Genomic DNA, 26,052 nt, shown 5'->3' on the forward strand with positions numbered 1-26,052 from the left:
GAAATGTTAACAAAATATGACGTTTAAAGTCAAGTTAATTATTATTAAAATTAACTTTAATAATATGTCTTATCTATTTGATTAATAATGATTTCTTAGTTCTCTTAATTTACTAAAAGTTTCAATTTCACTTGCATTTTTCAATTGGATAGATAATTGAATTTCTTGATAATCACAACGCAAAAAAGGATTAGTTGCCAACTCTAATTCGATGGTAGAAGGCAAGCTTGGGAAGTTAGATTCACGCAGTTTTTGCGTAGTTTTATGCCGTTCAATCAGCCTTTGATTCTTGGGCTCAAACATTAAAGCAAAGTTAATGTTGTGCATAGTGTATTCGTGAGTACAGTAAATTTTTGTTGCAGATGGCAATGCTGCTAGTTTTTTTAGTGAGTGATACATTTGTGTTGGAGTACCTTCAAATAATCTACCGCAACCGGCGCCAAATAAAGTGTCGCCACAAAATAAAACCTCATGTTTGGCAGAATAATAAGCAATATGGCCTAATGTGTGACCAGGTAAGTCTAAAATGGAAAACGAGATGTTTAAGTCTTTTAAGTGAACAGTGTTTTGCTCTGAAATGGCAGTATGCTCAAAAGCATACTGTTCAAGTGCAGGTGCATAAGCGATCGCGTTTGGAAAAGCTTTAAGCAACTCTGCCACACCGCCAATGTGATCATGATGATGGTGTGTGATTAAAATAGTCGTAAGCGTGAGGTTTAAATGATTTAAGCTCGCAATCACAGGCGCCGCATCGCCAGGGTCTACTACCGTGGCCTGAGTGCCATTATGGATAAGCCAGATATAATTATCCTTAAATGCTGGAATTGGTATAATTTGCAGATTATGATTCATACCATCTATCATTTGGCCTGTGTACTTAAATGTCAATAGCGCTTCGCTCAAATCAGCAACAACTACAGGCATGGCTTGCTTCCACTGCGGGACAATATTTACAAGCTAAAGAGCAAGATTTGTATGACCATGCAGTAGTTGATTTGTTTGGGTTTAACGCCTTGCAAATGGGGTGTGCGCAAATGGAGTTATTGCGAAATTCTCGTATACCTAATCGATTTGTGGCTTCTGAATTTCCAATTGATACTGTACAAAGTCAGCTCAGCTGTAGTGACGATTTTTTGCCTTTTGCAGACATGAGCATAGATCTGTTACTGTTGCCGCACCGGCTGGAGTTCAGTGAGCGTCCACATCAAACCTTGCGCGAAGCGGCGAGGGTGATGATGCCAGAAGGTCATCTGGTCATCTCTGGGTTTAATCAATTAAGCCTATGGGGGGCAACGGCTGGCTTTAAAAAAGCTACTTCAAATCATCTGTCCTATCCTTGGAATGGAAAATTTATAGGTTTAGCGCGCTTAAAAGATTGGCTGGCCTTACTTGGTTTTGAAGTGATTTTGGTAGAAATGTGCTGCCACATTCCACCATTTGAGCAGCACTCGTGGCACAAGCGTTTTTCGTTTTTTGATAAGGTCAGCAGTAGGCGCTGTGCTATGCTAGGTGGTGTGTATTTTGTGGTGGCCAAAAAGCGTGTGGTGGGTATGACGCCAATTAAACCAAACTGGAAGCTTTCACCTTTAAAGTCGACATTGATTCCAAGTCCAACACAGTCAAAACCCACACAAAAAGAATTATTAAAACAAAGTAATAGAAGAAAATAAAAAGTATATGAACGATAGTAAAGAAGTTGAAATTTATGCGGATGGCGCCTGTAAAGGCAATCCTGGGCCAGGTGGTTGGGGAGCATGGATAAGTTACGCAGGACGCGAAAAAGAGTTGTTTGGTGGGGAATTGTTGACGACTAATAATCGTATGGAGTTAACCGCTGTTATTCGTGCATTGGAGGCACTCAATCAATCATGCCATGCCAAAGTATTTACGGATTCTGTGTATGTGCAAAAAGGCATGACTGAATGGATCGTTGGTTGGAAAGCGCGTAATTGGCGTACGGCAGATAAAAAGCCAGTTAAAAATGACGATTTATGGCGAGCTTTGGATGTGTTGGCACAGCAACACACCGTACAATGGATTTGGGTAAAAGGGCATGCTGGTAATGTAGGAAATGAGCGGGCAGATATGCTGGCGAATAAAGGCGTAGAGCAGATTTTACAAGGAGCTGTAGCATAATGCGTCAAATCTTTTTAGATACGGAAACGACTGGCTTGTATCACGCACAAGGCCATCGCGTCATTGAGGTGGCTGCGGTTGAGGTGATTAATCGTCGATTAACCAAACAGCATTTTCATTACTATTTGAATCCAGACCGTGAAATTGATCAAGGCGCACAAGAAGTGCATGGAATTTCATTGGAGTTTTTACAAGACAAGCCACGCTTTGCCGATATTGCAAATGAGTTGATTGCATTTATTGCAGACTCTGAGTTAATCATGCATAACGCACCGTTTGATGTGGGATTTCTGAATAGAGAGTTTGGCTTAATCGAGCAAAAACCAGTTGAGAGTATTACTGCAAAAATTACCGATACACTGAAAATCGCTAAAGAAATGCGACCCGGACAGCGTAATAGCTTAGATGCGCTGTGCAAACATTATGGCATTGATAACTCTAAGCGCACCCTGCATGGCGCATTGCTAGATGCTGAGTTACTCGCTGATGTATATATGGCGATGACGCGCGGTCAAGATAGCTTGATGATGGAGTTGGATAAGCCACAGCAAAAAAATGGCGATGCAATACAACAGATTAAGCAGCCCGTGTTAGTGAAATTAGCCAATCAAGCAGAAACTTCTGCGCATGATGAATATATTGCTGCATTGGCAAAATCTAGTGATTGTTTGTGGGTTAAATTAGATGCAAACACTACAGAATCATAAACAGAAAAAATATCAAGAATATCTCAAGAATATCAAAGTATAGAAAGTTAATTGTATGAACAAAACGATTATTGTGACTGGTGGTGCTGGTTTTATTGGCGCTAATTTTGTATTGGCTTGGATCAAGCAGGGTTTAGGCCCAATCGTTAATCTTGATAAGCTGACTTACGCCGGCAACTTAGAAAACCTTGTAGAAGTTCAGCATAATCCAGAGCATATTTTTGTGCATGGCGATATTGGTGACCAGTCACTGGTCGCTGAGTTGTTAGTCAAACATAAGCCTTGTGCGGTGGTTAATTTTGCCGCAGAAAGCCATGTAGACCGTTCTATTCATGGACCTGGAGACTTTATTCAAACCAATGTGGTTGGCACCTTTCATTTGTTAGAAGCTGTACGTGCATATTGGGGCAGTTTAAGTTTAGAGAATCGTAAAGACTTTAGATTTTTACATGTTTCAACCGATGAAGTGTATGGTTCACTTGGTAAAACGGATCCAGCATTCACTGAAACCCATCCCTATGCGCCGAATAGCCCATACTCGGCTTCTAAAGCTTCTTCAGATCATTTGGTGCGCGCATATCACCATACTTATGGCATGCCGACATTAACCACAAATTGTTCTAATAACTATGGTCCACATCATTTCCCTGAAAAATTAATACCTTTAGTGATTCATAATGCGCTTGCAGGTAAGCCATTGCCGATTTATGGCACTGGTCATCAGGTTCGTGACTGGTTGTATGTTGAGGATCATTGTGCTGCAATCAGACGTGTTTTAGAAGCTGGGCAGGTTGGAGAGGTCTACAACATAGGTGGCTGGAATGAAAAACCCAATATCGAAATAGTGAAAACGCTTTGCAGAATGTTAGATGCAAAAAAACCACGTGAGGATGGCAAATCTTATATAGACCAAATTACTCACGTTGAAGATCGCTTAGGTCATGATCAACGCTATGCGATTGATGCTACAAAAATAGCAACACAGTTAGGCTGGAAGCCAAAAGAGACCTTTGAAACGGGGATTGAGAAAACTGTAAACTGGTATCTTGATCATCAAGAATGGGTAGCTAATATAGTGAGTGGTGAATATCGTCATTGGGTCGCGAAGCATTACGCCGAACGCGGTGAAGAGATGGCTTAGTAGTAAGTATCTGGAAGCTGTATCAATGTCAGCTTCCAGTGCTATTAAAGTATAGCTCGAGTTTTAACCCGATACGTTTGACTTACACGTCCTAACTTAATGCATCAGCCCAATTGTTAGGTGTTTCATATAAGCGTACTTTCTCTAGTTTTAAATGATTGCCGTAAGTGTCTTGATACTGACTTTTCAATATTTTAAATGCTTCGGCTGCCATGTTCTCAGCAGTAGGTACGGTAGGGAATGCAACTGTTTTATGGTTGGGTAGTGAGTTCAGAAAGTCCAAAATTTCTGCATCATGCTGATATACCAAAAATGCATGGTCCCACACGTCAACAACTGCACTTTTTGCTATTGCTTTTACGTCAGAGAAATCCATCACCATGCCATTTTCAGAGGCGTTTTCAAGTGTGATGATGTCGCCAGACAGCGTGATTTCAATGGCATAGCGGTGCCCATGCAGATTTTTACATTGGCTTTTATGGCTTGGAATACGATGCCCAGCATCAAACTCTAGGCGGGTGGTAATTTGCATGGTGGTGACTTAATTGATAACGTATGACAATTATACGCTGACTGTTAACTATTTTAAGCTAAGCTTAATTCAAAAAATTAAGTTGATTTTTATACAGCTTAAACGACTATTGCATTTTAAATGCGCCTAGCCAGATAGTAAAGTCTTCGAAAGACATGGGTTTTCCGTAGTAATAACCTTGAATCTTCTCACAATTCATTTCTTTTAATATATTAAGACATGCTAAATCCTCAACACCTTCAGCAATCACTTCTTTACCCAAACTATGGGCTAATTTAATGATGGATTTAACAATGGCTTTGTCTTGAGTTGAGGTGGAGATGTTTCGCACAAAACTTTGATCAATTTTGACAATGTTGATTGGCATATTGCGTAGGCGCGCCATGGATGAGTAACCAGTGCCAAAATCATCTAAAGCGATTTTACAGCCCAACTTTACGATTTGATCGAGTACCTTCAATACTTTCACTTCATCAACCAGAATGTCATTCTCAGTGATTTCAATGGTTAGACTGCCAGCTGGGATGTTCCAAAGCGCAATAGATTGCCAGAGTAGTTCGGGTAAGTCGGAGTCTAACAAATCGCTGCTGCTTAAGTTGATTGTCAGTGAAACATGGTGCTGATAGGTAGATGCTAACTCAGCACAACGTTGACATGCATTATTGATTAACCAACGTATAAATACTCTGCCGAAACCTTTTTTATAGATGACATCAAGCAACCTTGCCGGTGAAATAGATTGCCATTCTTGGCTCGGCCAACGTAATAGTACCTCTGCACTTGCGCATTTTTCAGTGGTGTTAGTTTTATCTGGAGAGGAGTGATCGTTAATTGTGACTATAGGCTGCAAGAACAGGGACAGTTCATTTTGCTGTAATGCTTCAATAATCGCTTCATCAAGAAGTTGTGAGTTCATGAATGATGAAGAGATATTTTGATCGTAAATTTTAATCTGTTCATTTTTAACAATCGCCTGATTTAAAGCCAACCTGGCGTGCTCATATAAAGAAATAGCGTTTGTTTGTATGTTAAACGTGCTTATGGCACCAAAGTATGGATTTAGTATTAATGTGATATTTTCTAGTGGTAGTGCTGTTTCAAATGCATGCAATAATTTGGTTGCGATTAGGTTTAACTGAGTTGGCGATTTTAATGGGTTAATCAAAATCGCTAAGTCTATGGCACCTAGATGAAATAAGGTTGCATCATCACTTAAGTGCTGTTGAATGGTGTGCATAGCCGCAAGCATTAAGCTAGAGGATGCGGAGTTTAATTGAGAGACTTCACCATAGTTGATATTGAGATTGACTAATATTAAGCCTAAATGTGCTGATTCTGCTGGGTTAGCTAGTTTAGATAAATCACTCACCTGGTTGTTACTTAAACTCTTGTTATTATTTAAACTTAGGTTAAGTAAGTTGAGTAACAAATGTTGATTTGGAAGACCTGTATCTAAATCAAAGTTTTGTACATAACTGAATTTATATTGTTCAAGCTGGTTTGTTACACGAGCAATAAGATGGGTGAGCAAACTCTGAAATTGAACATTTTTATTAGATTTTAATTCTAAACAGCGCGTTAGCAAAAAGGCTACATCTAAATTTGCACCTAATTTGTAATCGTTAAGCCAAGCAAGTAGAAAGTTATTTATTTGTTGGTTCAACTGAGACCAACTTAATTTTTGTGGCCAACGGCTAATAGCGTGAGTTGTGTTTTTTAATACACTGTTTCCGCCGTTATATGGCTCAGTTTTAACAAACTGCTCAAACACCAAAGAGTTGAAAACATAATCACCCGTGACATCAGAGGCTTTTAGGTTGTAACTCGCCATCAACTGCAGCAGTAAGTTTGAATCTAATTGAATTTCAAAATCTTGGTATAGCGTTGTTGTGTTTGATTGGTGCGCGAGTTGTAACGTGATGTTAGTAAGATTAGGCATAATAATTGTTAGCACTTAAGCCGTAACTATCAGGCGGCAGACCCCTTAAAATTTTATAAGGTTCGCCTGACGGTGTAAGTGGTGAGTTGATTAAGTTAATAATCGCGGGATATTCATTTCTGGTTTTGTCTGGGTTGAGTAATATCATAATTCTAGGTAGCAAGCGCCGCACACTATTTTGTTGAATCACAACACCAACTTCACCAGAGTTCAGATCTACAAGTGAACTGACAGGATACATGCCTAGAAATTGTACTAGTTGGTCAATTAATACACCGTTGAATTTAAAGCCACGCAGAGAGTGAATCTCTTCTAAAGCGATTTGGTTATAAACGCCTTTTGCATACACTTTGTTAGTGGTTAGTGCGCAATACGTGTCAATTAGACCCGCCATCTGACCAGTTAAACTGATCTGGTTACCAGATAGTTTATATGGATAGCCGCTACCATCTATGCGCTCATGGTGCTGTGAAACCGTTAAAATAACCGTGCTGGAAATATTTTCTGTAGCTTCTAATAAAGCAAGTGCATGCTCAACATGCTTTTTCAGAATTTCAAACTCATCATGCGTAATTTTGTCTTGTTTATGCAAAAGTTCAGTAGGAATTTTTGCTTTGCCTATGTCTTGCAGTAATCCAGCTAAGCCTAAATCTTTCACTTGCTTTTTAGGCAGCGACATAAAGTTTGCCAATGCCATTAACGTAATTGAAACGCTCATTGCATGGTTGTATGAATAGTCGTCAGTTTGCTTAAGTTTAGCCAGCCACAACAGCGCATCAGGGTTGCGCTCTATGCTTTCCACCATGCCATCTAATGCTTCATGAATTTTAGTTAAATCAATTTCGTGGTCTAGGGCCAATGCTTCAAACATCTCTTTTGTAGCGAGTTGTGATTTTTCATAGATGGGATAAATAGCCGCTATTTCATCTTCTACGGGAGGGGTTTCATCAAAAATAGTAATTTTGTAACCATCATGACGATTTTCATTTTTTGCTAAGTCAGCTTTTAACGCATTTTTATCAATACTGGATTTGAGCTTTTTCTGTTTGCCACCCCAGCTGGTTAGCCCAGTAATGAAGTTAGAAAAGTCAGTTTTAATCTGCGTGGCTAGCGTTGTGTTTTCAGTACTTTTATCATCACTGATTTCAACAACTGTATTGTCATTAAGATACTGTACTTTAAATACAGCCTCAGAATTGGTAGAGCTTGTTTCACCAGATAGGGCGGCTTGATTTCCTGAGTGTATTTCTTTAAGAATATCTAGAAATGAAAACTTAACATTCGGTGAGCCAAGCTTTGTAGACTTGTTGATGGAATTGCTAGTACGTTTGCCAGTATTTGCGTCTATAGTCACTCGATTAATAGTACCGTCGCGCTTGATTGCTACTTGCTCTTTAGGCGCCGCAGTGAAGTGGCGGCCGACAGACACGGTTCGGTCTACATAGACAAATTCACACAAAGATGTAATCGTGGTAATTTGCTCATCGTCTTCAATAAGCAGACCTTCAAGCAAAAAAGGTGTGCCCAACCACGGCCTGTCCAGCTCACATACAAACATCCCAATATCTAATAGGGATACTTGTGTTTTTTCGCGGCGAATGTCGGTCATTCAAAGGCGCTTTTTAATGCTTCAGTTAATACATGCATTGTCATTTTTCTATTATATTGCAGGCTATTAGTGTCGTTGAATTTTTTACACTTATTAACTTGTAATTTTACATGTTCTTGATGTGTTTTTAAATTATTTAATCAGCGATAGCTTATTTTTAAAATGCGCAGAGATGATTGTAACTAGATTTCTAAACGCAGCATTTTATAAATAGCGAGTCTTTCAGGGGTTATTTTATGAGTATCCACCGCAGATGTAATTGCACAGTCTGGCTCTTGCAAATGTTTGCAGTTATTAAATCTGCATTTACCCAGATATGGTCTAAACTCAATAAAAGCATGTTCAAGTTCATCGGTACTGAGGTGATGTAAGCCAAACTCTTGCAGACCTGGCGAATCAATGAGTTGGCTATGCTCATCAAGGTGGTATAAATGCGCGGCGGTTGTGGTGTGTTTGCCGCTATCTAATACATGGCTGACTTCGCGCGTACGCACATCTTCATTAGGTAGAAGCGCATTAATGATGGTGGACTTGCCCATGCCTGACTGGCCAACTAAAATACTCGCCTCATTCTGCAAATAGGGCCTTAGTGTTGAAATATCTTCTTTTGCTGAGAGTGAAAGCACGCGGTAGCCTAAATCTGTGTAAAGCTTTAGTTTCTGCTTTGCATCATCATTGTCAACTAAGTCACATTTATTCAAAACAATCAGTGCTTTGATATTAGCCGCTTCCGCGGCAATTAGGCAGCGATTGAGTAAGGCTTCGTAAAAGCTTGGTTGTGTAGCTAGTACGATAATAATCTGCGTGACATTAGCCGCTAGCATTTTACTTTTGAAGGCATTACTCCGATATAGCAAGGTCTTGCGTGGCAATGTTGATTCAACAACACCTTCGTGTTTATCTGTGAGTTTTAGGGTGACAACATCGCCACAGGCTAAATCGGTTTTTTTGCCTCGTGTGACACAGCTGATGCGCCTTTTGTCTATTAACTCAACTTTAAAGCGTTTGCCAAAAGCTGCGACGACTGTGCCTGTAATTGCAGCGTCATCTCGGGATGAGATTTGCTTGGATGTTACCGCTGGAGTAGTAGTCAAATTATTCAGTAAATTTATAATAGGTTTGGTTGAGGTATTTGGCAGCATTGAGTTCTTCGTCTTCAAACCATTTGAGGCCAATCATGGTGTTGCAGTTACGCACTTGCGCAACCAAGCCTTTAGACGTTTTTACTTTGCGAAACTCACGCGTGTAAATGCTTGAACCATCACCACCAAAACTTTCGGCATGGCAGCTGACACAGCTTTTTGCGACTAGCGCCTTGCCAGCGTTAGCATCAGCTGATGCAAATGGTTCGGCTGATGCCAGGCCCGTTAGTAACATCAAACTGCTCAATAGTAGTGATTTCATCATAACTCTCCAACAGCTTACCTTACGTTCAGCTAGTATACGCTGCTAATTTAGAAATTCTAATGCTAGCCGGTGGATGAGAGTCATAAAAAGCTGAATGTAACGGATCTGGCGTGAGCGTAGAGGCGTTATCGCGGTAAAGCTTAACCAGTGCTTTGACTAGGTCTTTTGCGCTAGCATGATTAGCAGCATAGTCATCTGCCTCAAATTCATTTTTACGGGAATAGCTAGCCATCATCGGGCGTAGTAAAAACAAAAAGATGGGCGATACCAACAAAAATAGAATTAACGCCATGTAATTACTAATTTGCGTTACGCCTAAGCCTGTATAGAACCATGGTTGATTGATTAACCAACCTAATAAAGCCAAGCCTAAAAAGCTTATAGAAAATAACATTACAATGCGTTTAATCACATGATGGTGCTTAAAGTGACCTAGTTCATGCGCAAGGACAGCTTCGATTTCATCTACATTCAATCTTTCAAGTAAGGTGTCGAAAAACACAACACGTTTTGACGCGCCGAAGCCAGTAAAATAGGCGTTGCCATGGCTACTGCGTGATGATCCATCCATCACAAACAGGCCTTGTGATTTAAAACCACATTTTGTGAGTAAGGTTTCAATACGCTGTTTTAGATTCTCATCTTTTAATGGGGAGAATTTATTGAATAGCGGCGCAATAAATGTTGGGTATACCGCCAACATCACAAGATTAAACACACTCCAGATCACCCATAGGTATAGCCACCAATATTGACCAGCGCCTTGCATCAGCCACAAAGCAGCAAATAGAATAGGTGCGCCTAGTGCGAGACCAACCAAGCTATGTTTAATAAGGTCACTAAAAAACATGGCAGGTGTCATTTTGTTAAAGCCGAACGTTTCATCGACAACAAATGTTTTGTAATATTCAAAAGGCAAGTCAATCGCACTACTTACTAGCATTGCGCTACAAATGACTAATGCACCACGAATAATTTCTTGCGTTGGAAGCATGTTGTGCCAAATGTCGTCAATCCACTGTAAGCCACCACCTAGAGTTAGGGCTGCTAGCAACAAAGCTTGCACTACGGTTTCGATAATAACCAATTTTGTTTTAGCTGTTGAGTAATCTGCGGCTTTCTGATGAGCATCAAGAGCAATACTATCTTTAAAGGCCGCTGGCACTTGGTTGCGATTGGCTTGTACGTGTGTAACGTGTCTGCGCGCAAGCCAGATGCGAACTAGAGTCGTGGCTACGAGTAAGCTAACGAAAGTGTAGGTAAGAATTAATGTTGGTGCAAAAGGCATGTGTTTTATTATCTCTAATTGTTGAGTAACTGTAATTGATACTTTGATAAGTGTAATCGTTAAGTTAAATAAGTTAATATATTGGTATTGTGAAGCATTTTCCTGATGTTAGTTCATCAAGTTTGCTTAATAACTTAAATTTTAATGGAAATCATGATGGCCGAAATAACTAGTAGCACCAATCAGAATAATTTAATTTGGCTAGATATGGAAATGAGTGGCTTATTGCCAGATTCAGATCGTATTTTAGAGCTCGCGGCGGTTGTTACCGATGCGGACTTGAATGTATTAGGCGAGTCGCCTGTGTTTGTAATTCATCAAAGTGATGCAGTTTTAGACGGTATGGATGCATGGAATAAGGGCGCACACGGGCGTTCTGGGTTAATTGAAAAAGTGAAAGCTTCCACTTTAGATGAAGCTGAAGCGACAGTGCAAATGATCGCGTTTTTAAAGCAATTCGTACCAGCTAATAAATCACCTATGTGCGGCAACTCAATTTGTCAGGACAGACGCTTTATGGCGCGCTATATGCCAGACTTGGAGAGCTATTTCCACTACCGCAATTTGGACGTGAGTGTATTTAAAGAGCTCGCACGCCGTTGGAAACCAGAAATCTATTCAGGATTCAAGAAAGCCAGTAAACACGAGGCATTGGCAGACATTTACGAGTCTATTGATGAACTGAAATATTATCGTGAGCACTTTATCGTTAAGTAATCACTGGGAAGCACTTAGGCAAAAAAAAGAGGGCGTCTGTTAAGACGCCCTAGAGGGAGGAGAAACTAGCTTTGGAGAAGCTTAGTATTAGTAAAGCATTTAGTATGCCAAGTTTCCCGCCTCGTTTAATTTAACTATATTTTATTCACTTTTAAGCAGCTTTTTATACTCAGCTAAATATTCTAAAGCGCTTTTATCCCAGCTTAAATTCTGTTGCATGCCGTTCTTTTGAATTTGTTGCCATGCTTTTGTATCGTTATTGAATACATTTAAAGCCTGTTTAATACAGCTTAACAAGCTGGCAGGGCTTGCTTCACTCATCACAAAACCATTCGCCGTTTTGTTTTTAAACGTGATGATGTTTGTATCAACCACTGAGTCTGCTAATCCTCCAGTCGCGTTAACAATAGGCGGCGTACCGTATGCCAGCCCGTACAGCTGATTTAGCCCGCAAGGTTCAAAGCGTGAAGGCATGATGAACATATCGCATCCAGCCATAATTTGATGTGATAACTGCTCGTTATAACCAATGGTGACACTAACTTTATTAGGGTTGTCATTTGCGAGATGACGAAAGGCATTTTCAAGCGAGCTTTCACCGCTTCCCAACAAGGCTAATTGGCAACCAGAGTCCACCAACTTCTGAACGATAGGCACTAGCATATCTAAGCCTTTTTGATGTGTTAGGCGACTTACTACGCCTAATAATGGTGCATTTGCATCAATTTGAAGCCCAAGTCTTTGCTGCAAAGCATTTTTAACTTCTTTTTTACCCGCTAATTTACTGGCGCTGTAAGTTTTGGTGAGATGAAAATCTGTTTCTGGGTTCCATTCATCTGTTTCAATGCCGTTTAGAATACCTTTCAGTTCATTGCTGCGCTTGCTGAGTAAGCCTTCCAAACCGAAACCGAACTCTGCTGTTTGAATTTCTTTTGCATAGCTCGGGCTAACTGTTGTAATGGCATCCGCATAAAAAATGCCTGCTTTTAAGAAAGATAACTGGCCATGATATTCAAAGCCTTCCACGGCAAAATTACCGTGAGGTAAGGCTAAGGTTGTAAGCCAGCCTGGTGCGTAGCAGCCTTGAAATGCCATATTGTGTAGGCTGATAATAGACTTTGCAGTAGTATGCTCTACCAGCTTCATGTAGGCTGGCGTTAAGCCAGTTTGCCAGTCGTTGCAATGCACAATGTCAGGTTGCCACTCTGGAATAGGGCTGTTTGGGCCACTAATTATTGCAGCAGCTTTCGATAATATGCCAAAGCGTACTGGGTTATCTAGCCACTCCTGCCCAGTCGCGTCTACATAAGGGCCACCATCGCGCTCATATAAACCTGCTGCTTTTATCACCATTACTTTCATATCAGTGTCTAAGATTGTTCCCATCATGAGTTCGGCATTTTCAATGACAGGTAAATTTTTCAGCGTAGCGAGGTGATGTAAGTCATCTAGCTGCTTTAAAACTGAGGGGTAACCTGGTACCAAAATGCGTACATCAACGCTTAGATTCTGCAATGCGGAGGGTAGTGAGCCGCTTACGTCGGCTAAGCCGCCAGTTTTTATTAAAGGGAATACTTCAGATGTGACGAATAAAACGCGCAAAATAAACTTTCTGCATAATGACATTGATGCATTATTATATTGTATAAATTAATGGCTATAACATTGTTTCAGAGGTGAGCATGGGATTTAACGGATTTTTAGCGGTTGGTACTGGTGCTGCCATTGGCGCGTGGATGCGTTGGGGCTTAAGTGTGATGTTGAATACAAGTTTTCCAGCATTACCATTAGGTACGTTAGTGGCAAATCTGGTAGGCGGTTATCTTATTGGTTTATTCATGGGAGTTTCTGTACTTACATCAACATTAGCGCCAGAAGTTAGACTTTTCTTGGTGACTGGCTTACTAGGCGGTTTGACAACATTTTCTACTTTTTCATCTGAAGCCGTGACTATGTTGACTAGAGGGCAATATGGTTGGGCGACAACGCATATATTAGTTCATGTGTTGGGTTCGCTAGCCATGACGGGTTTAGGTTTATATACAGTGCAAATCATACGAAGCTAATATGCATCAATAATCAGAGTGTTCAAAGCCAAAACAAAAAAGCCCTGAACAATCAGGGCTTTTTTGTTGCTAGGCTTTCACTTTAATGAAATTTCAACGCTACTTATTTTGTGTTTCCACCATTACTAAAGGTTCTGCGCTTGCATCAGCGGTAGCATTTTTCTGCCAATTTGCAGCTTTGCGTGGTGCCTTTGGTTTAACTTCTTCAACTGGTGCTGCTTTTGGCGCATCTGTTTTCGTTTCTACCAATTGTAAACCTGCTGCAGCTAAATCTACTGGCTTCGCCTCAGCTTTTGCTTTTCGTGGGCGAGCAGGACGTTTGTTGTCAGCTTTTGCTGGAGCGGCTTCTGCCGCCGCAGTAGGTGCAACTTCGCCAGCCACTTCGTTAGTAGCTTCAGTTTTCACCACTGGTGCTTTAGCTGCTTTAGGTTTCTTGTTGTTTGCTTTAGGTGCTTCGTTCGCTTTAGTTTCTACAACTGGTGTAGTGCTCTCGCTCGTAGAATTTTCAACAGAAACAATTGTTTCCTGCGCTTTTGGTTTTGCTTGCTCTGCTGGTTTAGCTTGCGCCTGTTCAACAGTATTATTTGCAGTCGTGATTGTCACTTCAGTATTCACATTTGGCTGATCAGCGCTCATTTCCTCATTTGGAACGAACGGACGATTAGCATCACGTGGCGCTGAATCATCACGGTCACGACGACCACGGCGATTATTGCGATTACGACGACTGCCAGTGCGCTCAGCAGTTTGCTCAGTTGTTACATTAGCATTAGCAGCTGGTGCATTGTTTGCAGCGGCTTCAGGCGTAACATTAGCAGGCTGATTATTATTGCGTGGTTTGTCATTGCGGTTCTGATCAGGACGCGCTTGCTCGTTTTTAGCTTGCTGAGGTTTTTGTTGGCGTGGTTCTTGTGGCTTAGCATCAGCAGGACGCGTATTTTCGTTCGGGCGATTAGCACGATTCACGTCTTTCTCTGGACGGTCACCACGATTACGCTCGTTACGATTACGATTGTTACGGTTGCGATTGTTGCGATTGTTTTCGCGACGTGTATCTTCTGCTTTTTCAGCTTCAGTTTTAGGTGTTTCTACTGCTGTAGGCGTAGAAACAAAGAAGTTTTTAATTTTTGCAAATAATGACAGTTTAGGCGCTGCAACAACTTCAGCTTCTTTTTCAACCACAATCGGCGCAGGTGCTGCAGGCGTAATACCTTTAACTGCCGCAACTGGTCTTACCGCTTTAGCAGTTTCTTCTGCAGTTGGAATGAATGTCGTTTCCGCTGGCATTTCCACTAGCTTGTAACTTGCACGATTCGTTTCTTCATTCACATCATCATGCTTGATACGCACGATATTGTAGTTAGGTGTTTCAAGGTGAATGTTCGGAATCAACACCACTTCTACGCCCATGCGTTGTTCAATTTTATGGATGTCAGCACGTTTTTCGTTGAGTAAGAATGTAGCCACTTCAACAGGTAATTGCACCTGAATAATAGCGCTGTTTTCTTTCATTGCATCTTCTTGCGTAATACGCAAAATGTGCAATGCAGTTGATTCAATACCACGGATATGGCCCGTGCCGCTACAACGTGGACAAGGTATATGGTTAGTTTCACCCAAGCTAGGACGTAAGCGTTGGCGTGACAGTTCTAGTAAACCAAAACGTGAAATTTTACCTGTTTGCACACGTGCACGGTCAACATGTAAGGCATCACGTAAAGCGTTTTCAACTTCACGCTGATTGCGTTGGCTTTCCATATCGATAAAGTCAATCACAACCAAGCCGCCTAAGTCACGTAAACGTAATTGGCGAGCAACTTCTTCAGCCGCTTCAATATTGGTGTTGAACGCAGTATGTTCAATATCACTACCGCGTGTTGCACGGCCTGAGTTCACATCAACGGAAACCAAAGCTTCCGTGTGGTCAATCACAATTGCGCCACCTGAAGGCAAGCGCACTTCGCGTGCAAAAGCAGATTCAATTTGATGTTCAATTTGGAAACGCGTGAACAGTGGAATTTCATCTTGATAAAGTTTTACACGATTCACATTGCCTGGCATCACGTGGTTCATAAACTGCACAGCTTGTTCGTGAATGTCTGGTGTATCAATCAAGATTTCACCAATGTCAGAGCTAAAGTAATCACGAATCGCGCGAATGACTAAGCTGCCTTCTTGGTAGATTAGATAAGCACCCGCTTGCATAGCAGACGCGCCATCAATGGCTGTCCATAATTGCGTAAGGTAATTTAAATCCCACTGTAACTCTTCAGCGTTGCGACCAATACCAGCAGTACGCGCGATAATGCTCATGCCTTTTGGTACTTCTAATTGCGCTAATACATCACGCAGTTCGTCACGGTCTTCACCTTCGATGCGGCGTGAAACACCACCGCCACGTGGGTTGTTTGGCATTAATACTAAGTAACGGCCAGCAAGCGAGATAAACGTTGTCAGCGCAGCACCTTTGTTGCCGCGCTCGTCTTTATCAACTTGAACGATAAGTTCTTGACCTTCTTTTAATGCATCTTGAATGCGCGATTTGCCATCTGCGCCTTCTTTATAGTAGCTGCGCGCTACTTCTTTGAATGGTAAAAAGCCGTGTCTATCCATACCGTAATCGACAAAGGCCGCTTCTAGTGATGGTTCGATACGCGTGATAACACCTTTGTAAATATTGCTTTTACGTTGCTCTTTACCAGCGTGTTCGATATCTAAATCGATAAGTTTTTGACCATCTACAATCGCAACGCGTAACTCTTCAGATTGCGTTGCATTAAATAACATGCGTTTCATTGTTTGCTCCTGTTAGGCTCAGGTGGCAGACTCAATGCTTATGAGTAAGCAATTGATATTGAAGGCTAATTAAGGTGAAGTGCCAGAGATGCTGGCCGAGATACTGAAGGCGCATTGCGCAAATGTGAAATTTAACGATTTAAATTCAGAACATGTGACAAGTGTCGATATGCTCTTAAAAGCTTTCAAGAAATGATACTTAAAGCTATAGCTTAAAAGTATGGTTAAGTGTGCGACTTACCTCGGTAAGTTTGCAGAGTTAACCTCATTTTTTAATGGCTTGTTTTAATTGAATAAATCAAATTAAAACTGGTTTATTGTTCGTTAAATTAAACTAATTATTGAAATTTACGCCTGTTGAGGCTTAAATTCGTTAAAATTCTGTCTTCAGTAAATGCAAATTTAGCAAATTGCTAAATTTAACTTTTCCCTTAAGTCGCGCTTTATGTTTATTTGTCTGCGGCGGCTTGAGCGCTATTTTACTTGCTGCTACTTTATAATATGGCGAGCGGCGTTAACCAAGTGTCTGTTTTACTTTTAATTACATAAGCTTGCGTTTTTATAAAGCGCTTTTCTAAGTAATTGAGAGTATTCTTTATTATCAGTTAATTTTAACCTTAATTGATAATCGTGTAAGTATAGGCTACTACAAACATTTAAGCAAAGTATGAACAATATAACACCACAAAATCAGCAGCATAGTATTGACAAGTTAAAAAATAAGGTAAGTGAATTAGCTGCAGCTTTTCTCACGGTGGACGAGGCTAGCGAAGGTCAGCGCGTTGATAATTTTTTGACCAAAACCCTCAAAGGCGTACCAAAAAGCCATGTCTATAGAATTTTGCGCAGTGGCGAAGTGCGCGTCAACAAAAAACGTATTGATGCCGATTTTCGCTTAACAATCGGTGATGTCGTTAGAGTTCCACCAATAAGAGCAACTATAGTTGAGCATGTTGAGACAGCCGTACCTGCGGTATCTAAATTTGAAAACACCATTATTTTTGAAGATGATGCGATGTTGGTGATTGATAAACCAGCAGGCTTTGCAGTGCACGGTGGCAGCGGGGTGAGTCGCGGTGTCATTGAGCAGATGCGTTTAGAGCGTCCGAAAGCCAAGTTCTTGGAGTTGGTGCACAGATTAGACCGTGAAACTTCTGGCGTGTTGATGCTGGCTAAAAAACGTAGTGCGCTAGTTGCTTTGCATGAGGCGATTCGTAACAACCAAACAGATAAGCGCTATTTAATGCTGGTTCGCGGTGAATGGCTAGAAGCGAAAAAGCGTGTGGTATTAGATTTGCAGAAATACCTATTACCAAATGGCGAGCGTCGTGTGAACGTAGTCACCGATGTTTCAAAAGACAAATATAATGAACGCCAAACTTCTGAAACCCTATTCAAGTTGTTAAAGAATTTCAGTCATCCAGTGCTAGGTAAATTCAGCTTGCTTGAGGCGCAGTTGGTGACTGGGCGTACGCATCAGTTGCGAGTTCAATTGGCGCATTTGGGATTTCAGATTGTGGGCGATGATAAATATGGCGATTTTGCGGTGAATAAGTCATTAGTGAAAAGTGGCTTAAAACGTATGTTTTTACATTCATCTGTCACAAAAATTCGCCATCCTTTGACAAACGATAAACTTGAGCTAATAGCGCCTTTACCGCTTGAGTTAAATAAATTTTTAATAAAATTAGAGTCTTAAATGTGAGAAAGAGTAAGTTTGAATGACAAAGCAGTTTGATTTAATTGTGTGGGATTGGGATGGTACTTTAGCCGATTCTACAGGAATGATTACCGATGCACTTTTAAAGGCGGCAGAACAAGTAGGGCTGCCAGCGCTAACACCGCAAACCGCAAGTAATATTATAGGGCTTGGTTTGCGTGAATCTATTCAGACCTTGTATGGCGATATTCCAGCTGAACAAGCACAAGCGCTCGCAACGCAGTACACGACAAACTACTATGCCGGTGAAAGTGAAATCCCTTTATTTATTGGCGCGGCTGATACCATTAAAACACTTCATAAGCGTGGTTTTAAGTTGGCGGTAGCTACGGGTAAAGGTCGACGAGGACTTAATCTAGCGTTAGAGCATAGCGGTTTAGGTAGGTACTTTCATTCCACACGAACTGTTGATGAATGTTTTTCTAAACCACATCCACAAATGTTAGATGAGTTAATGGAATATTTAGTCGTCATGCCTGAGCGTACGTTGATGATTGGCGATACTAGTTATGATTTGCAAATGGCGCAAAATGCAGGGGTAAGCTCTGTAGGTGTGACTTATGGTGCTCAAGCTGCCGAGCAATGGCAGCATCTTAACCCTGTGCAGCAGTTTTCTGACTTTGCTGGTTTGAGTTCATGGTTGCTAGAGCACGCTTAATATTATGATGCAAGAGATATGACACAAAATACTGTTATTTTAAAAAGTGAAGTGCTCGAAGAAGGTGCTAAGGGCATCAGATTTCCTCTACCTATGTTAGGTGAGTTTGCCACAGGGTTTGTCGTGCGTTTTCACGGAAAGCCTTATGCTTACGTTAACCAATGTGCGCATGTGCCAATAGAATTAGACTGGAATGAGGGTGATTTTTTCACAACACAAAAAGACTATTTAATTTGCTCTACGCATGGCGCGCACTATCGACCAGATAATGGCTTTTGTGTAATGGGGCCTTGTAAAGGTAAAAGCTTAAAAGCAATACAAGTGACTGAACAAAATCAAGAAATATCAATCAATCTAGATTCAATTAAGTAGTATTCATTTAGAAACGCTAAGGAAAGCTAATAATGTCAGAAGATAGTCAACAAAATACACCAATTAACAACTCAAAATCAGACGATACAAAATGGCAGCGCGATGCGATTGAAAAGCTTGCTGGTTCTGCGTTGACTGAGCAAAGAACAGCGCGACGCTGGAGTATCTTTTTCAAAGGGCTCACGTTTGCATATCTATTTATCATCCTATTTTTAGCGATGGGTTGGTTTGGTGGCGGAAAGACTAGCACTGGCTCACATACCGCGTTGATTGAAGTGGCTGGTGTGATTGAAGCGGGTGGTGCAGTGAACGCTGATTCGTTTATGAGTAGCCTGCACGATGCTTATGACGATAAAAATACTAAAGGTATTATTTTACGTATCAACAGCCCAGGTGGCAGCCCAGTACAAGCCGGCATTATTAATGATGAAATTAAACGCCAAAAGAAATTGCATCCTAAAATACCTGTTTATGCGGTAGTTGAAGATATTTGTGCATCTGGCGGTTATTACATTGCGGCGGCGGCTGATAAGATTTATGTGGATAAAGCCAGTATAGTCGGCTCAATTGGCGTATTGATGGATGGTTATGGTTTTACGGAAGTCATGAAAAAAGTAGGCGTTGAGCGCCGCTTGTTGACGGCTGGTGAAAACAAAGCGATGTTAGATCCATTCTCACCAGTAAATCCAAAACATCAAGCTTTAGCGCAGGCTATGTTAAATGAAATCCATGAGCAATTTAAAACAGTAGTGCGTCAAGGTCGTGGGAGTCGTTTAAAAGAAACACCAGAAACCTTTAGTGGGCTATTCTGGAGCGGCGAAGAAAGTATTAAAATGGGGCTAGCTGATGCACTTGGTAGTGCAGATTATGTTGCTAGAGACGTCATCAAAGAAGAAAAGATAGTAGACTTTACCTCTCAGGAAGACTTTACAAGCCGCATCGCTAAACGCATAGGTGCAAGTATGGCAAAAGCAGTTGGAGTTGATGTGCTGACAAAAGGCATACAACTGCGATAAATAGTGGTTTTGTAGACGTATAATCTATTACGTTCGAATGTCATGTAAGTGTGAATTAATTCACACTTACATGATTTATCTATCAAAAAAGCTTATTAGCTACAGCTAAAAGCCAGTACCCGTAAGACCTTATTCTACTCTTGCTTGGCGCCAATGCTGGATTCAAGCAAGTTTTAATATGAGCTTATTTAGTATACAGCTTGAATATTTTGCTTTATAGTTGTTTTGGTTCGCTACTCAAAGATAATTGAATATTAAAGTGTTTATGGTCAAGTTGCGCACCCTCATCAATTTTATAATAACCTTAGTTACTTGCCTTGTAGCTATTCAATTCAGCATTCAATCTGCGTACGCAAAACCAGAGCATCTTCATGGTACTTGGCAATTAATTCATCCTTATTCAGCTGATAATAACAAGGCGGATTTCCTTGATAATCCTTTAAAGTCAACAGGGACTGTAGTTGATGGCGTTGGCCTTACGGGTGGACATTATCTTTATATCGCTTCAATTGATATCACAAAACATGATGAGTACGTGCTGGATTTTAAAAATACCAGCACTATAGGCAAATTCAGGCATCAGGTATTTAACGATAAAAACCAACTGATACATACCTTGGAAGGCGGCATTGAAAACACCGATAGTAATCCTTATTTTTTAAGACATGGACGCGATATAACCTTAGCACCTGGGCATTACACCTTGGCGACTGAGCTTATTTCGGCTAATTTTTTAGCGATTCCAGAGCCATATATTGATGATAGGGCACATTATCAAGTTGCAATTAAATTGGGTAATGCCATTACTTTGTTTGGTTTGGGCATATTTTTTGGCTTAGGTATTTATTACGCAACCTTGGCGACAAGCCGCAATCGCTGGGCAGAGGCGATGTACGCTAGTTTTATTCTAGGTAATTTCATCTTTAATTGTGCGTCGCTGTTGGTTTTTTCGGACATTTTAGGTATCCATTCTATTTATTTAGTATCCATGCCTGTGCTGCTATCAAATATTGCCTATGTACTTTTTGTGATGCACTTGTTAGAAATTAAAAAGAACATACACAAACGCTTGTATTGGGCGGGTGTTAGCCTCATTGCAATCATGTCGTTATTTTTAGGTTTGGCAATTGGTTATCCTAATTGGGCGTTAGAGCTTTGTCGCTATGGCGTTGCATTGTTTTTAAGTTACGGCTTGATTGCGGCCATCACACAAACCCTTAATAAAAATGCCACTGCAAAGCGCTATTTAGTTGCTATTAGTATCTTTTTTATATCGGGTTTGGTGGCTATCAGCCTCAGTAAAATTAATAGCGAATTTACCTATTATATCGAGCATATTGGTTTAGTCAGCGTAGCTATTGAGGTTATTTTACTGGCGCTTGTGCTTTCATTCCAATTTTCAGATCTGCATTCAGATAAACAGAAAGCGCTGGAAGAGCGCGATGCGAGCTTTAAAACTGCATACACTGATGCTCTAACTAACTTGCCAAATCGTCATGCTTTAACCAAAGAGGTAGTGCACTTGCCTGTGTATGGCAGCCTGTCTATTATTGATTTAGATGGCTTAAAATTTTATAACGATACTTATGGACACGAGCGCGGCGATGAATTGTTAATGCGTTTTGCCCATTGCTATCAAAATAGTCTTGGCGACACGCTTAAGTTATATCGTATTGGTGGTGATGAGTTTGCAGTGCTAAGTCACGATGGTGAAATACTTCGGATAGAAAGTGCGCTAGACGAAGCGCTAGAAACTATGAAAGCCACCGGGTTCGAATTTGCAGGTGCCAGTGCAGGTTCTGCTTATAGCTACGAGGCTGAGAGTATTGCTAACCTTATGCGTCTTTCTGATGAGCGCATGTATGAAAGTAAACGATTGCGCAAACTTGAGAGAGAAAACATACGGGCACTGTTTCAATTTAATCGATCACAATAGCGAGGCGCCCTGCGACAACATCTTTATAAATGCCAACGAATGTAGATGTAATAAATACTTTATAAAAAAGCTCTATCTCGTTTTACCACTGTTTGCTCAGCATGAAATGAATAAAAAATCCCTCGTTGCGTACTTCAGCATTGTTGCCGAATAACGGGCTGTCGTAAGTTACTTTTTTAGGCAATAAAAACTCAATGCCACTGGTGAGTTTCCAGGTTTCATCTAGTTTTCGGGCGAAGCCCAGCGTAATGTGGTCTTCTAAAGTAGCAGCGAGCAAGGCGCTAGAATTATTCTTTGGCACTGGATTTTTGCCATGGTTGTAGCCCGCATATAAAGTGGTTTTGTCATTGTAAGTATAGGCTGCACCTAGCGCATACACTATTTGGTTGTGCCAGTCTTGCGGTCTGACATCCACCATCACGGCTGGCGCAAAAGTGCTTGAGGTGTCGCTCCACTTAGTCGTTACATCGTTAATAGCGTCTGCCCAGTTAATCCAATTGAGCTTGGCTGAGAGTAATAAATCTGCATTAGGTTTAAAGGCGGCACCAATCGCTACCTCGCGCGGTAGCGCAAATCCTTTAATGCTAAGCTCGTTATATTTAACAATGCCAAGCGTGCCAAAGTTAAATTTAGCTGTGCCTCCAGTGAGCGGTAATTCAGTTTTTTCTGTATAGCTTGCACCCAGCGCCCATTGCTCGTTCAACTTATATTGAGCGCCTAGCTTAAAGCCGAAGCGGATGGTGTCTGCACCTTTATTTTCAAAGCCCGCAAAACCTGGTGCAGGGGGTGTATCGTAAAAGAACTTTTGCTCAATGCTGGCGTAAATTAAGCTAACTGAGCCGCCAATCGAAAGATTGTCAGTCACTTGGCAGCCAAGCCCTGGCGTCACTTTTGCAATACCAAACAGTGAGCTCATTTCGTCATCAGTACCAAATGGTGTTTTGATGTGCTTATACACTGCACCTGCGCCACCTTGCGAGAAAAATCCAATTCCAGCTGTACAGGGCAAGCTTTCTAATTGTTGCGCGTAACCGCCGCCTGCAAGTAAGACGTAACGATTATCCGCTTGCTGGTCGTTTAACGTATCTTTGTGCGCCAAATCGGTGGTGCGTAGCAATGATCCATAACCATCAAACAGCTTGCCTTTGATTTGCGCCAAGCCTGCTGGGTTGGTGTTTAACGCGCTGGTGTCACGTGCAACAGCAGTATCAGCACCACCCATGAGGGTTGACTCTGCGCCGTAGCCAATTAAATTGATGCCATTTGTAGCGTTACTTTGAGTTGTAATAGAGAGCCCACAAAGTATCAATGCGCTAATATTGAAGCGTTTCATCTTATTGTTATTTTCCTAATTTTGTAACGCTATGCGTGTTTTTTTATATCAATGTGCTTATTTCTCTTACTAAATAGCATTGCTCTACTTTGCTTTAATCTTTAACGACAATATTTTTGTAATCTGCAGGTACTGGTGGATACTTTAACTTCATATTTTTAAGTGCATCGAGTAAGAGCCTAGAAATCAGCAGGTTGCGATTGGTTTTGGAGTCGGCTGGTATTACATACCACGGGGCATACTCTGTGGATGTTGCTTTAATCGCTTGTTCATAGGCTTGCATGTATTGTGGCCAAAGTTCACGTTCTTTTAAATCACCTGGGTTGAATTTCCACGTTTTGCTCGGATCCGCGAGTCGTTCTTGCATGCGGGCTTTTTGCTCTTCTTTAGAAATATTTAAAAAACATTTAATAATGGTGGTGCCAGTTTCTGCAAGTAAACGCTCAAAGTCGTTGATATGTGCGTAGCGACGCTCGCATTCAGCATCGTCAATCCAGTCGTGTACTTTTACGATCAACACGTCTTCATAATGGCTGCGATTGAAAATAACCAATTCTCCTGCTTTAGGCGCGACTTGGTGTACACGCCATAAATAATCATGTGCAAGCTCTTCACTACTTGGCGTTTTGAAACTTGCTAAACGTATGCCTAGTGGGTCACATTCACTAAATACATGGCGTACCGTACCATCTTTACCACTAGCATCCATACCTTGCAATATCAGCAAAATTTTGCGTTTACCTTCAGCATGCAAAATATCTTGTAAGGCGTTTATTTCAGTGGCAAGTCGCGTGAGTTCAATTGAGTCTTGCTCTTTAGTTTTTGAACGCTCACTTTTATCGTTTGGATTGTGGTTTTTGAGCGAGAACTTTTTTGAGCTAACGCGATATTGATCAAAGTTTGCCATTAAGAAGCTTTCTAAAGTTTTGCAAATCAAACATCATTGATTCTATATGTAAAAAAGCCCAGCTAAGTGATTAGTTGGGCTTTTTATTTCAAGATACGCCGTAAAGCAATTGTGATTATTTACGTGCTTTGGTGTAATTAATTAAACCATTTGTAGAGCTATCAAAGCTGCTGATTTTATCTTCGTTAGTTAATAAAGGCAGAATCTCTTGCGCGATTTGTTTGCCGTACTCTACGCCCCATTGATCGTAGCTATTGATGTCCCAAATCATACCTTGCACGAATATTTTGTGCTCATACAACGCAATCAGTTTGCCTAGTGTATTTGGCGTGAGTTTATCAAACATAATCGAGGTGCTAGGGCGGTTGCCTTCAAACACTTTGTGCGGCAATAGTTTTTCTAGCGCTTCACCACTCATACCTTGTTTTTCAAGCTCAACACGTGCTTCTTCAGATGTTTTTCCTAGCATTAACGATTGTGTTTGCGCTAAGAAGTTAGCCAGAAGAATCTTGTGATGGGCGTAACCATGCTTACCAATCGCATAATGGCTATGTACTGGCATCAAAAAGTCACATGGCACAATTTGAGTGCCTTGATGAATGAGTTGATAAAATGCATGCTGACCATTTGTACCAGCTTCACCCCAAATAACCGGGCCGGTTTTGTATTTCACACGACTACCATCACGGCAAATAAACTTACCGTTACTTTCCATGTCAGCTTGCTGTAAATATGCTGGAAAGCGAGCCATACCTTGGTCGTAAGGTAGTATTGCGTTGGTATCTACATGGAAGAAATTGTTATACCAGACACCAATAAGCGCCATAATGACAGGCAGGTTTTGTTCTAAAGGCGCAGTTCTGAAGTGGTTATCCATTTCATGCGCACCTGTTAGCAGTGCTTCAAAATTATCCATGCCAACATACAAGGCGATTGATAAGCCGATAGCAGACCACAATGAATAGCGACCGCCCACCCAATCCCAGAATGCAAACATATTGGCAATATCGATACCAAACTCTTGTACCGCTTTTGCATTAGTAGACAGGGCAACAAAGTGTTTTGCTACATGTGCATTATCTTGCGCTGCTGCTAAGAACCAAGTGCGCGCTGACATAGCATTGGTCATGGTTTCTTGGGTAGTGAATGTTTTTGAAGCCACAATAAATAGCGTGGTTTCAGGATTACATTTTTCCAAAGCGCGCATTAAATGAGCACCATCAATATTTGATACAAAGTGCACTTGCAAGTCTGGGCTCGCGTATGGTTTAAGCGCATCGCAGACCATTACTGGACCTAGGTCAGAACCGCCAATACCGATATTCACAATGTCAGTGATACGCTTACCTGTGTATCCTAACCATGTGCCATTGCGTACTTTGTCAGAAAATTGACGCATTTGCGCGAGCACAGCGTTAACTTCAGGCATTACGTCTTTACCATCAACTAACACCGGCGTATTGCTACGGTTACGAAGTGCGGTATGTAGCACCGCGCGATTTTCTGTGATATTGATTTTTTCACCAGCAAACATTCGATCACGCCAGTTCTCAATATTTGCTTCGCGTGCTAATTGCATCAGCAAAGGTAGCGTTTCTTCATTGATGCGGTGTTTGGAGAAATCAAACAATATATCGGTAAACTTAAGGCTGTATTTATCAAAACGACTCGCATCGTTTGCAAATAAATCGCGCATATGTGTTGAAGCAATTGATTGTTGATGTAGGCAGAGTTTTTGCCATACTGGTAGTGTCGTTAATGCAGCCATTTTG

General features: G+C 41.1%; 23 protein-coding genes. 11 read left to right on the forward strand and 12 right to left on the reverse strand.

The features are described from left to right. Window positions 1-81 precede the first annotated feature (81 nt). A complete protein-coding gene (gloB, locus tag PSU72_RS10125; RefSeq protein WP_367186087.1) occupies window positions 82-924 on the reverse strand; it encodes a hydroxyacylglutathione hydrolase in 843 nt (280 codons plus the stop codon). On the opposite strand from gloB, the gene PSU72_RS10130 reads away from it, so the two are divergent. The 4 genes from PSU72_RS10130 to rfbB are packed head-to-tail and all read left to right on the forward strand — an operon-like array spanning window position 882 to window position 3,984. After that, window positions 882-1,670: a methyltransferase domain-containing protein gene (locus tag PSU72_RS10130; protein WP_300432280.1), complete on the forward strand. Its 789-nt coding sequence runs from the start codon at window positions 882-884 to the stop codon at window positions 1,668-1,670. The two genes, gloB and PSU72_RS10130, sit on opposite strands and share 43 nt — an antisense overlap. A 7-nt stretch (window positions 1,671-1,677) precedes the next feature. Further along, window positions 1,678-2,136, forward strand: a complete 459-nt coding sequence (gene rnhA, locus PSU72_RS10135; protein WP_300432281.1) for a ribonuclease HI — start codon at window positions 1,678-1,680, stop codon at window positions 2,134-2,136. Further along, on the forward strand, window positions 2,136-2,843 hold the full coding sequence (dnaQ, locus tag PSU72_RS10140; RefSeq protein ID WP_300432283.1) for a DNA polymerase III subunit epsilon: 708 nt from the start codon (window positions 2,136-2,138) through the stop codon (window positions 2,841-2,843). Before rnhA ends, dnaQ begins: the two co-directional genes overlap by 1 nt. A 55-nt stretch (window positions 2,844-2,898) precedes the next feature. Further along, a complete protein-coding gene (gene rfbB / locus PSU72_RS10145; RefSeq protein ID WP_300432284.1) occupies window positions 2,899-3,984 on the forward strand; it encodes a dTDP-glucose 4,6-dehydratase in 1,086 nt (361 codons plus the stop codon). A 91-nt stretch (window positions 3,985-4,075) separates the two neighbouring features. Here rfbB and queD read toward each other — a convergent pair whose 3' ends face one another. The 6 genes from queD to PSU72_RS10175 form a co-directional block, all read right to left on the reverse strand. Further along, the gene (gene queD, locus PSU72_RS10150) at window positions 4,076-4,516 is read right to left on the reverse strand and encodes a 6-carboxytetrahydropterin synthase QueD (protein ID WP_300432285.1); all 441 of its coding nucleotides are present in this window, start codon (window positions 4,514-4,516) and stop codon (window positions 4,076-4,078) included. 106 nt (window positions 4,517-4,622) lie between these two features. Next, entirely contained in the window at window positions 4,623-6,455 is a 1,833-nt protein-coding gene (locus PSU72_RS10155; RefSeq protein WP_300432287.1) for an EAL domain-containing protein, read from the reverse strand. Continuing rightward, entirely contained in the window at window positions 6,448-8,064 is a 1,617-nt protein-coding gene (locus tag PSU72_RS10160) for an HD-GYP domain-containing protein (protein WP_300432289.1), read from the reverse strand. The genes PSU72_RS10155 and PSU72_RS10160 overlap by 8 nt, the downstream gene beginning before the upstream one ends. Before the next feature lie 182 nt (window positions 8,065-8,246). Beyond that, the gene (gene rsgA, locus PSU72_RS10165; RefSeq protein ID WP_300432525.1) at window positions 8,247-9,125 is read right to left on the reverse strand and encodes a ribosome small subunit-dependent GTPase A; all 879 of its coding nucleotides are present in this window, start codon (window positions 9,123-9,125) and stop codon (window positions 8,247-8,249) included. A gap of 34 nt (window positions 9,126-9,159) precedes the next feature. Next, complete coding sequence (locus tag PSU72_RS10170; protein ID WP_300432526.1) at window positions 9,160-9,468, reverse strand: cytochrome c; 309 nt, start codon at window positions 9,466-9,468, stop codon at window positions 9,160-9,162. A 28-nt stretch (window positions 9,469-9,496) separates the two neighbouring features. Next, complete coding sequence (locus PSU72_RS10175; RefSeq protein WP_300432291.1) at window positions 9,497-10,759, reverse strand: M48 family metallopeptidase; 1,263 nt, start codon at window positions 10,757-10,759, stop codon at window positions 9,497-9,499. Window positions 10,760-10,915: 156 nt separating this feature from the next. Here PSU72_RS10175 and orn point away from each other — a divergent pair, with 156 nt between their 5' ends. Next, window positions 10,916-11,476, forward strand: coding sequence for an oligoribonuclease (gene orn / locus PSU72_RS10180; protein WP_300432528.1), 561 nt, complete (start codon window positions 10,916-10,918; stop codon window positions 11,474-11,476). Window positions 11,477-11,617: 141 nt separating this feature from the next. Here orn and glgA read toward each other — a convergent pair whose 3' ends face one another. Then, the gene (gene glgA / locus PSU72_RS10185; protein WP_300432292.1) at window positions 11,618-13,102 is read right to left on the reverse strand and encodes a glycogen synthase GlgA; all 1,485 of its coding nucleotides are present in this window, start codon (window positions 13,100-13,102) and stop codon (window positions 11,618-11,620) included. A 56-nt stretch (window positions 13,103-13,158) separates the two neighbouring features. Between glgA and crcB the strand changes: the two genes are divergently transcribed. Further along, window positions 13,159-13,542, forward strand: a complete 384-nt coding sequence (crcB, locus tag PSU72_RS10190; RefSeq protein WP_300432293.1) for a fluoride efflux transporter CrcB — start codon at window positions 13,159-13,161, stop codon at window positions 13,540-13,542. 99 nt (window positions 13,543-13,641) lie between these two features. Here the strand turns inward: crcB and PSU72_RS10195 are convergent, their stop codons facing one another. Further along, complete coding sequence (locus tag PSU72_RS10195; protein WP_300432294.1) at window positions 13,642-16,338, reverse strand: Rne/Rng family ribonuclease; 2,697 nt, start codon at window positions 16,336-16,338, stop codon at window positions 13,642-13,644. A 667-nt stretch (window positions 16,339-17,005) separates the two neighbouring features. On the opposite strand from PSU72_RS10195, the gene PSU72_RS10200 reads away from it, so the two are divergent. The 5 genes from PSU72_RS10200 to PSU72_RS10220 all read left to right on the forward strand — a co-directional run bounded on the left by PSU72_RS10200 (window position 17,006) and on the right by PSU72_RS10220 (window position 22,040). After that, window positions 17,006-18,037, forward strand: a complete 1,032-nt coding sequence (locus PSU72_RS10200) for an RluA family pseudouridine synthase (protein WP_300432295.1) — start codon at window positions 17,006-17,008, stop codon at window positions 18,035-18,037. Between the two features lie 22 nt (window positions 18,038-18,059). After that, window positions 18,060-18,716: an HAD-IA family hydrolase gene (locus PSU72_RS10205; protein ID WP_300432296.1), complete on the forward strand. Its 657-nt coding sequence runs from the start codon at window positions 18,060-18,062 to the stop codon at window positions 18,714-18,716. Between the two features lie 18 nt (window positions 18,717-18,734). After that, window positions 18,735-19,088, forward strand: coding sequence for a Rieske 2Fe-2S domain-containing protein (locus PSU72_RS10210; protein WP_300432297.1), 354 nt, complete (start codon window positions 18,735-18,737; stop codon window positions 19,086-19,088). A 32-nt stretch (window positions 19,089-19,120) separates the two neighbouring features. Further along, window positions 19,121-20,104 (forward strand): S49 family peptidase, encoded by a 984-nt coding sequence (locus PSU72_RS10215; protein WP_300432298.1) that lies wholly within the window; start codon window positions 19,121-19,123, stop codon window positions 20,102-20,104. A 265-nt stretch (window positions 20,105-20,369) separates the two neighbouring features. Beyond that, window positions 20,370-22,040, forward strand: coding sequence for a diguanylate cyclase (locus PSU72_RS10220; RefSeq protein ID WP_300432299.1), 1,671 nt, complete (start codon window positions 20,370-20,372; stop codon window positions 22,038-22,040). Between the two features lie 82 nt (window positions 22,041-22,122). Here PSU72_RS10220 and PSU72_RS10225 read toward each other — a convergent pair whose 3' ends face one another. From PSU72_RS10225 to pgi, 3 genes are all read right to left on the reverse strand, one after another. After that, window positions 22,123-23,373, reverse strand: a complete 1,251-nt coding sequence (locus PSU72_RS10225; RefSeq protein ID WP_300432301.1) for an OmpP1/FadL family transporter — start codon at window positions 23,371-23,373, stop codon at window positions 22,123-22,125. A gap of 94 nt (window positions 23,374-23,467) precedes the next feature. Beyond that, on the reverse strand, window positions 23,468-24,280 hold the full coding sequence (locus PSU72_RS10230) for a polyphosphate kinase 2 family protein (protein ID WP_300432302.1): 813 nt from the start codon (window positions 24,278-24,280) through the stop codon (window positions 23,468-23,470). Between the two features lie 115 nt (window positions 24,281-24,395). Next, a complete protein-coding gene (gene pgi, locus PSU72_RS10235) occupies window positions 24,396-26,048 on the reverse strand; it encodes a glucose-6-phosphate isomerase (RefSeq protein ID WP_300432304.1) in 1,653 nt (550 codons plus the stop codon). Window positions 26,049-26,052: the final 4 nt, after the last annotated feature.

This window comes from Methylotenera sp. (assembly GCF_029945535.1).
Taxonomy (GTDB): Bacteria; Pseudomonadota; Gammaproteobacteria; order Burkholderiales; family Methylophilaceae; genus Methylotenera.

Excerpts from the sequence above, each read along its gene's own strand:
- PSU72_RS10155 (WP_300432287.1), bottom strand. The coding sequence starts at position 6,455 with ATGCCTAATCTTACTAACATCACGTTACAACTCGCGCACCAATCAAAC.
- pgi (WP_300432304.1), bottom strand. The coding sequence starts at position 26,048 with ATGGCTGCATTAACGACACTACCAGTATGGCAAAAACTCTGCCTACAT.
- PSU72_RS10175 (WP_300432291.1), bottom strand. The coding sequence starts at position 10,759 with ATGCCTTTTGCACCAACATTAATTCTTACCTACACTTTCGTTAGCTTA.
- rfbB (WP_300432284.1), top strand. The coding sequence starts at position 2,899 with ATGAACAAAACGATTATTGTGACTGGTGGTGCTGGTTTTATTGGCGCT.
- queD (WP_300432285.1), bottom strand. The coding sequence starts at position 4,516 with ATGCAAATTACCACCCGCCTAGAGTTTGATGCTGGGCATCGTATTCCA.
- PSU72_RS10195 (WP_300432294.1), bottom strand. The coding sequence starts at position 16,338 with ATGAAACGCATGTTATTTAATGCAACGCAATCTGAAGAGTTACGCGTT.
- PSU72_RS10130 (WP_300432280.1), top strand. The coding sequence starts at position 882 with ATGTCAATAGCGCTTCGCTCAAATCAGCAACAACTACAGGCATGGCTT.
- PSU72_RS10205 (WP_300432296.1), top strand. The coding sequence starts at position 18,060 with ATGACAAAGCAGTTTGATTTAATTGTGTGGGATTGGGATGGTACTTTA.
- PSU72_RS10210 (WP_300432297.1), top strand. The coding sequence starts at position 18,735 with ATGACACAAAATACTGTTATTTTAAAAAGTGAAGTGCTCGAAGAAGGT.
- PSU72_RS10200 (WP_300432295.1), top strand. The coding sequence starts at position 17,006 with ATGAACAATATAACACCACAAAATCAGCAGCATAGTATTGACAAGTTA.
- dnaQ (WP_300432283.1), top strand. The coding sequence starts at position 2,136 with ATGCGTCAAATCTTTTTAGATACGGAAACGACTGGCTTGTATCACGCA.
- PSU72_RS10230 (WP_300432302.1), bottom strand. The coding sequence starts at position 24,280 with ATGGCAAACTTTGATCAATATCGCGTTAGCTCAAAAAAGTTCTCGCTC.
- PSU72_RS10215 (WP_300432298.1), top strand. The coding sequence starts at position 19,121 with ATGTCAGAAGATAGTCAACAAAATACACCAATTAACAACTCAAAATCA.
- PSU72_RS10220 (WP_300432299.1), top strand. The coding sequence starts at position 20,370 with ATGGTCAAGTTGCGCACCCTCATCAATTTTATAATAACCTTAGTTACT.
- rnhA (WP_300432281.1), top strand. The coding sequence starts at position 1,678 with ATGAACGATAGTAAAGAAGTTGAAATTTATGCGGATGGCGCCTGTAAA.
- orn (WP_300432528.1), top strand. The coding sequence starts at position 10,916 with ATGGCCGAAATAACTAGTAGCACCAATCAGAATAATTTAATTTGGCTA.
- PSU72_RS10170 (WP_300432526.1), bottom strand. The coding sequence starts at position 9,468 with ATGAAATCACTACTATTGAGCAGTTTGATGTTACTAACGGGCCTGGCA.
- PSU72_RS10225 (WP_300432301.1), bottom strand. The coding sequence starts at position 23,373 with ATGAAACGCTTCAATATTAGCGCATTGATACTTTGTGGGCTCTCTATT.
- glgA (WP_300432292.1), bottom strand. The coding sequence starts at position 13,102 with ATGTCATTATGCAGAAAGTTTATTTTGCGCGTTTTATTCGTCACATCT.
- PSU72_RS10160 (WP_300432289.1), bottom strand. The coding sequence starts at position 8,064 with ATGACCGACATTCGCCGCGAAAAAACACAAGTATCCCTATTAGATATT.
- gloB (WP_367186087.1), bottom strand. The coding sequence starts at position 924 with ATGCCTGTAGTTGTTGCTGATTTGAGCGAAGCGCTATTGACATTTAAG.
- crcB (WP_300432293.1), top strand. The coding sequence starts at position 13,159 with ATGGGATTTAACGGATTTTTAGCGGTTGGTACTGGTGCTGCCATTGGC.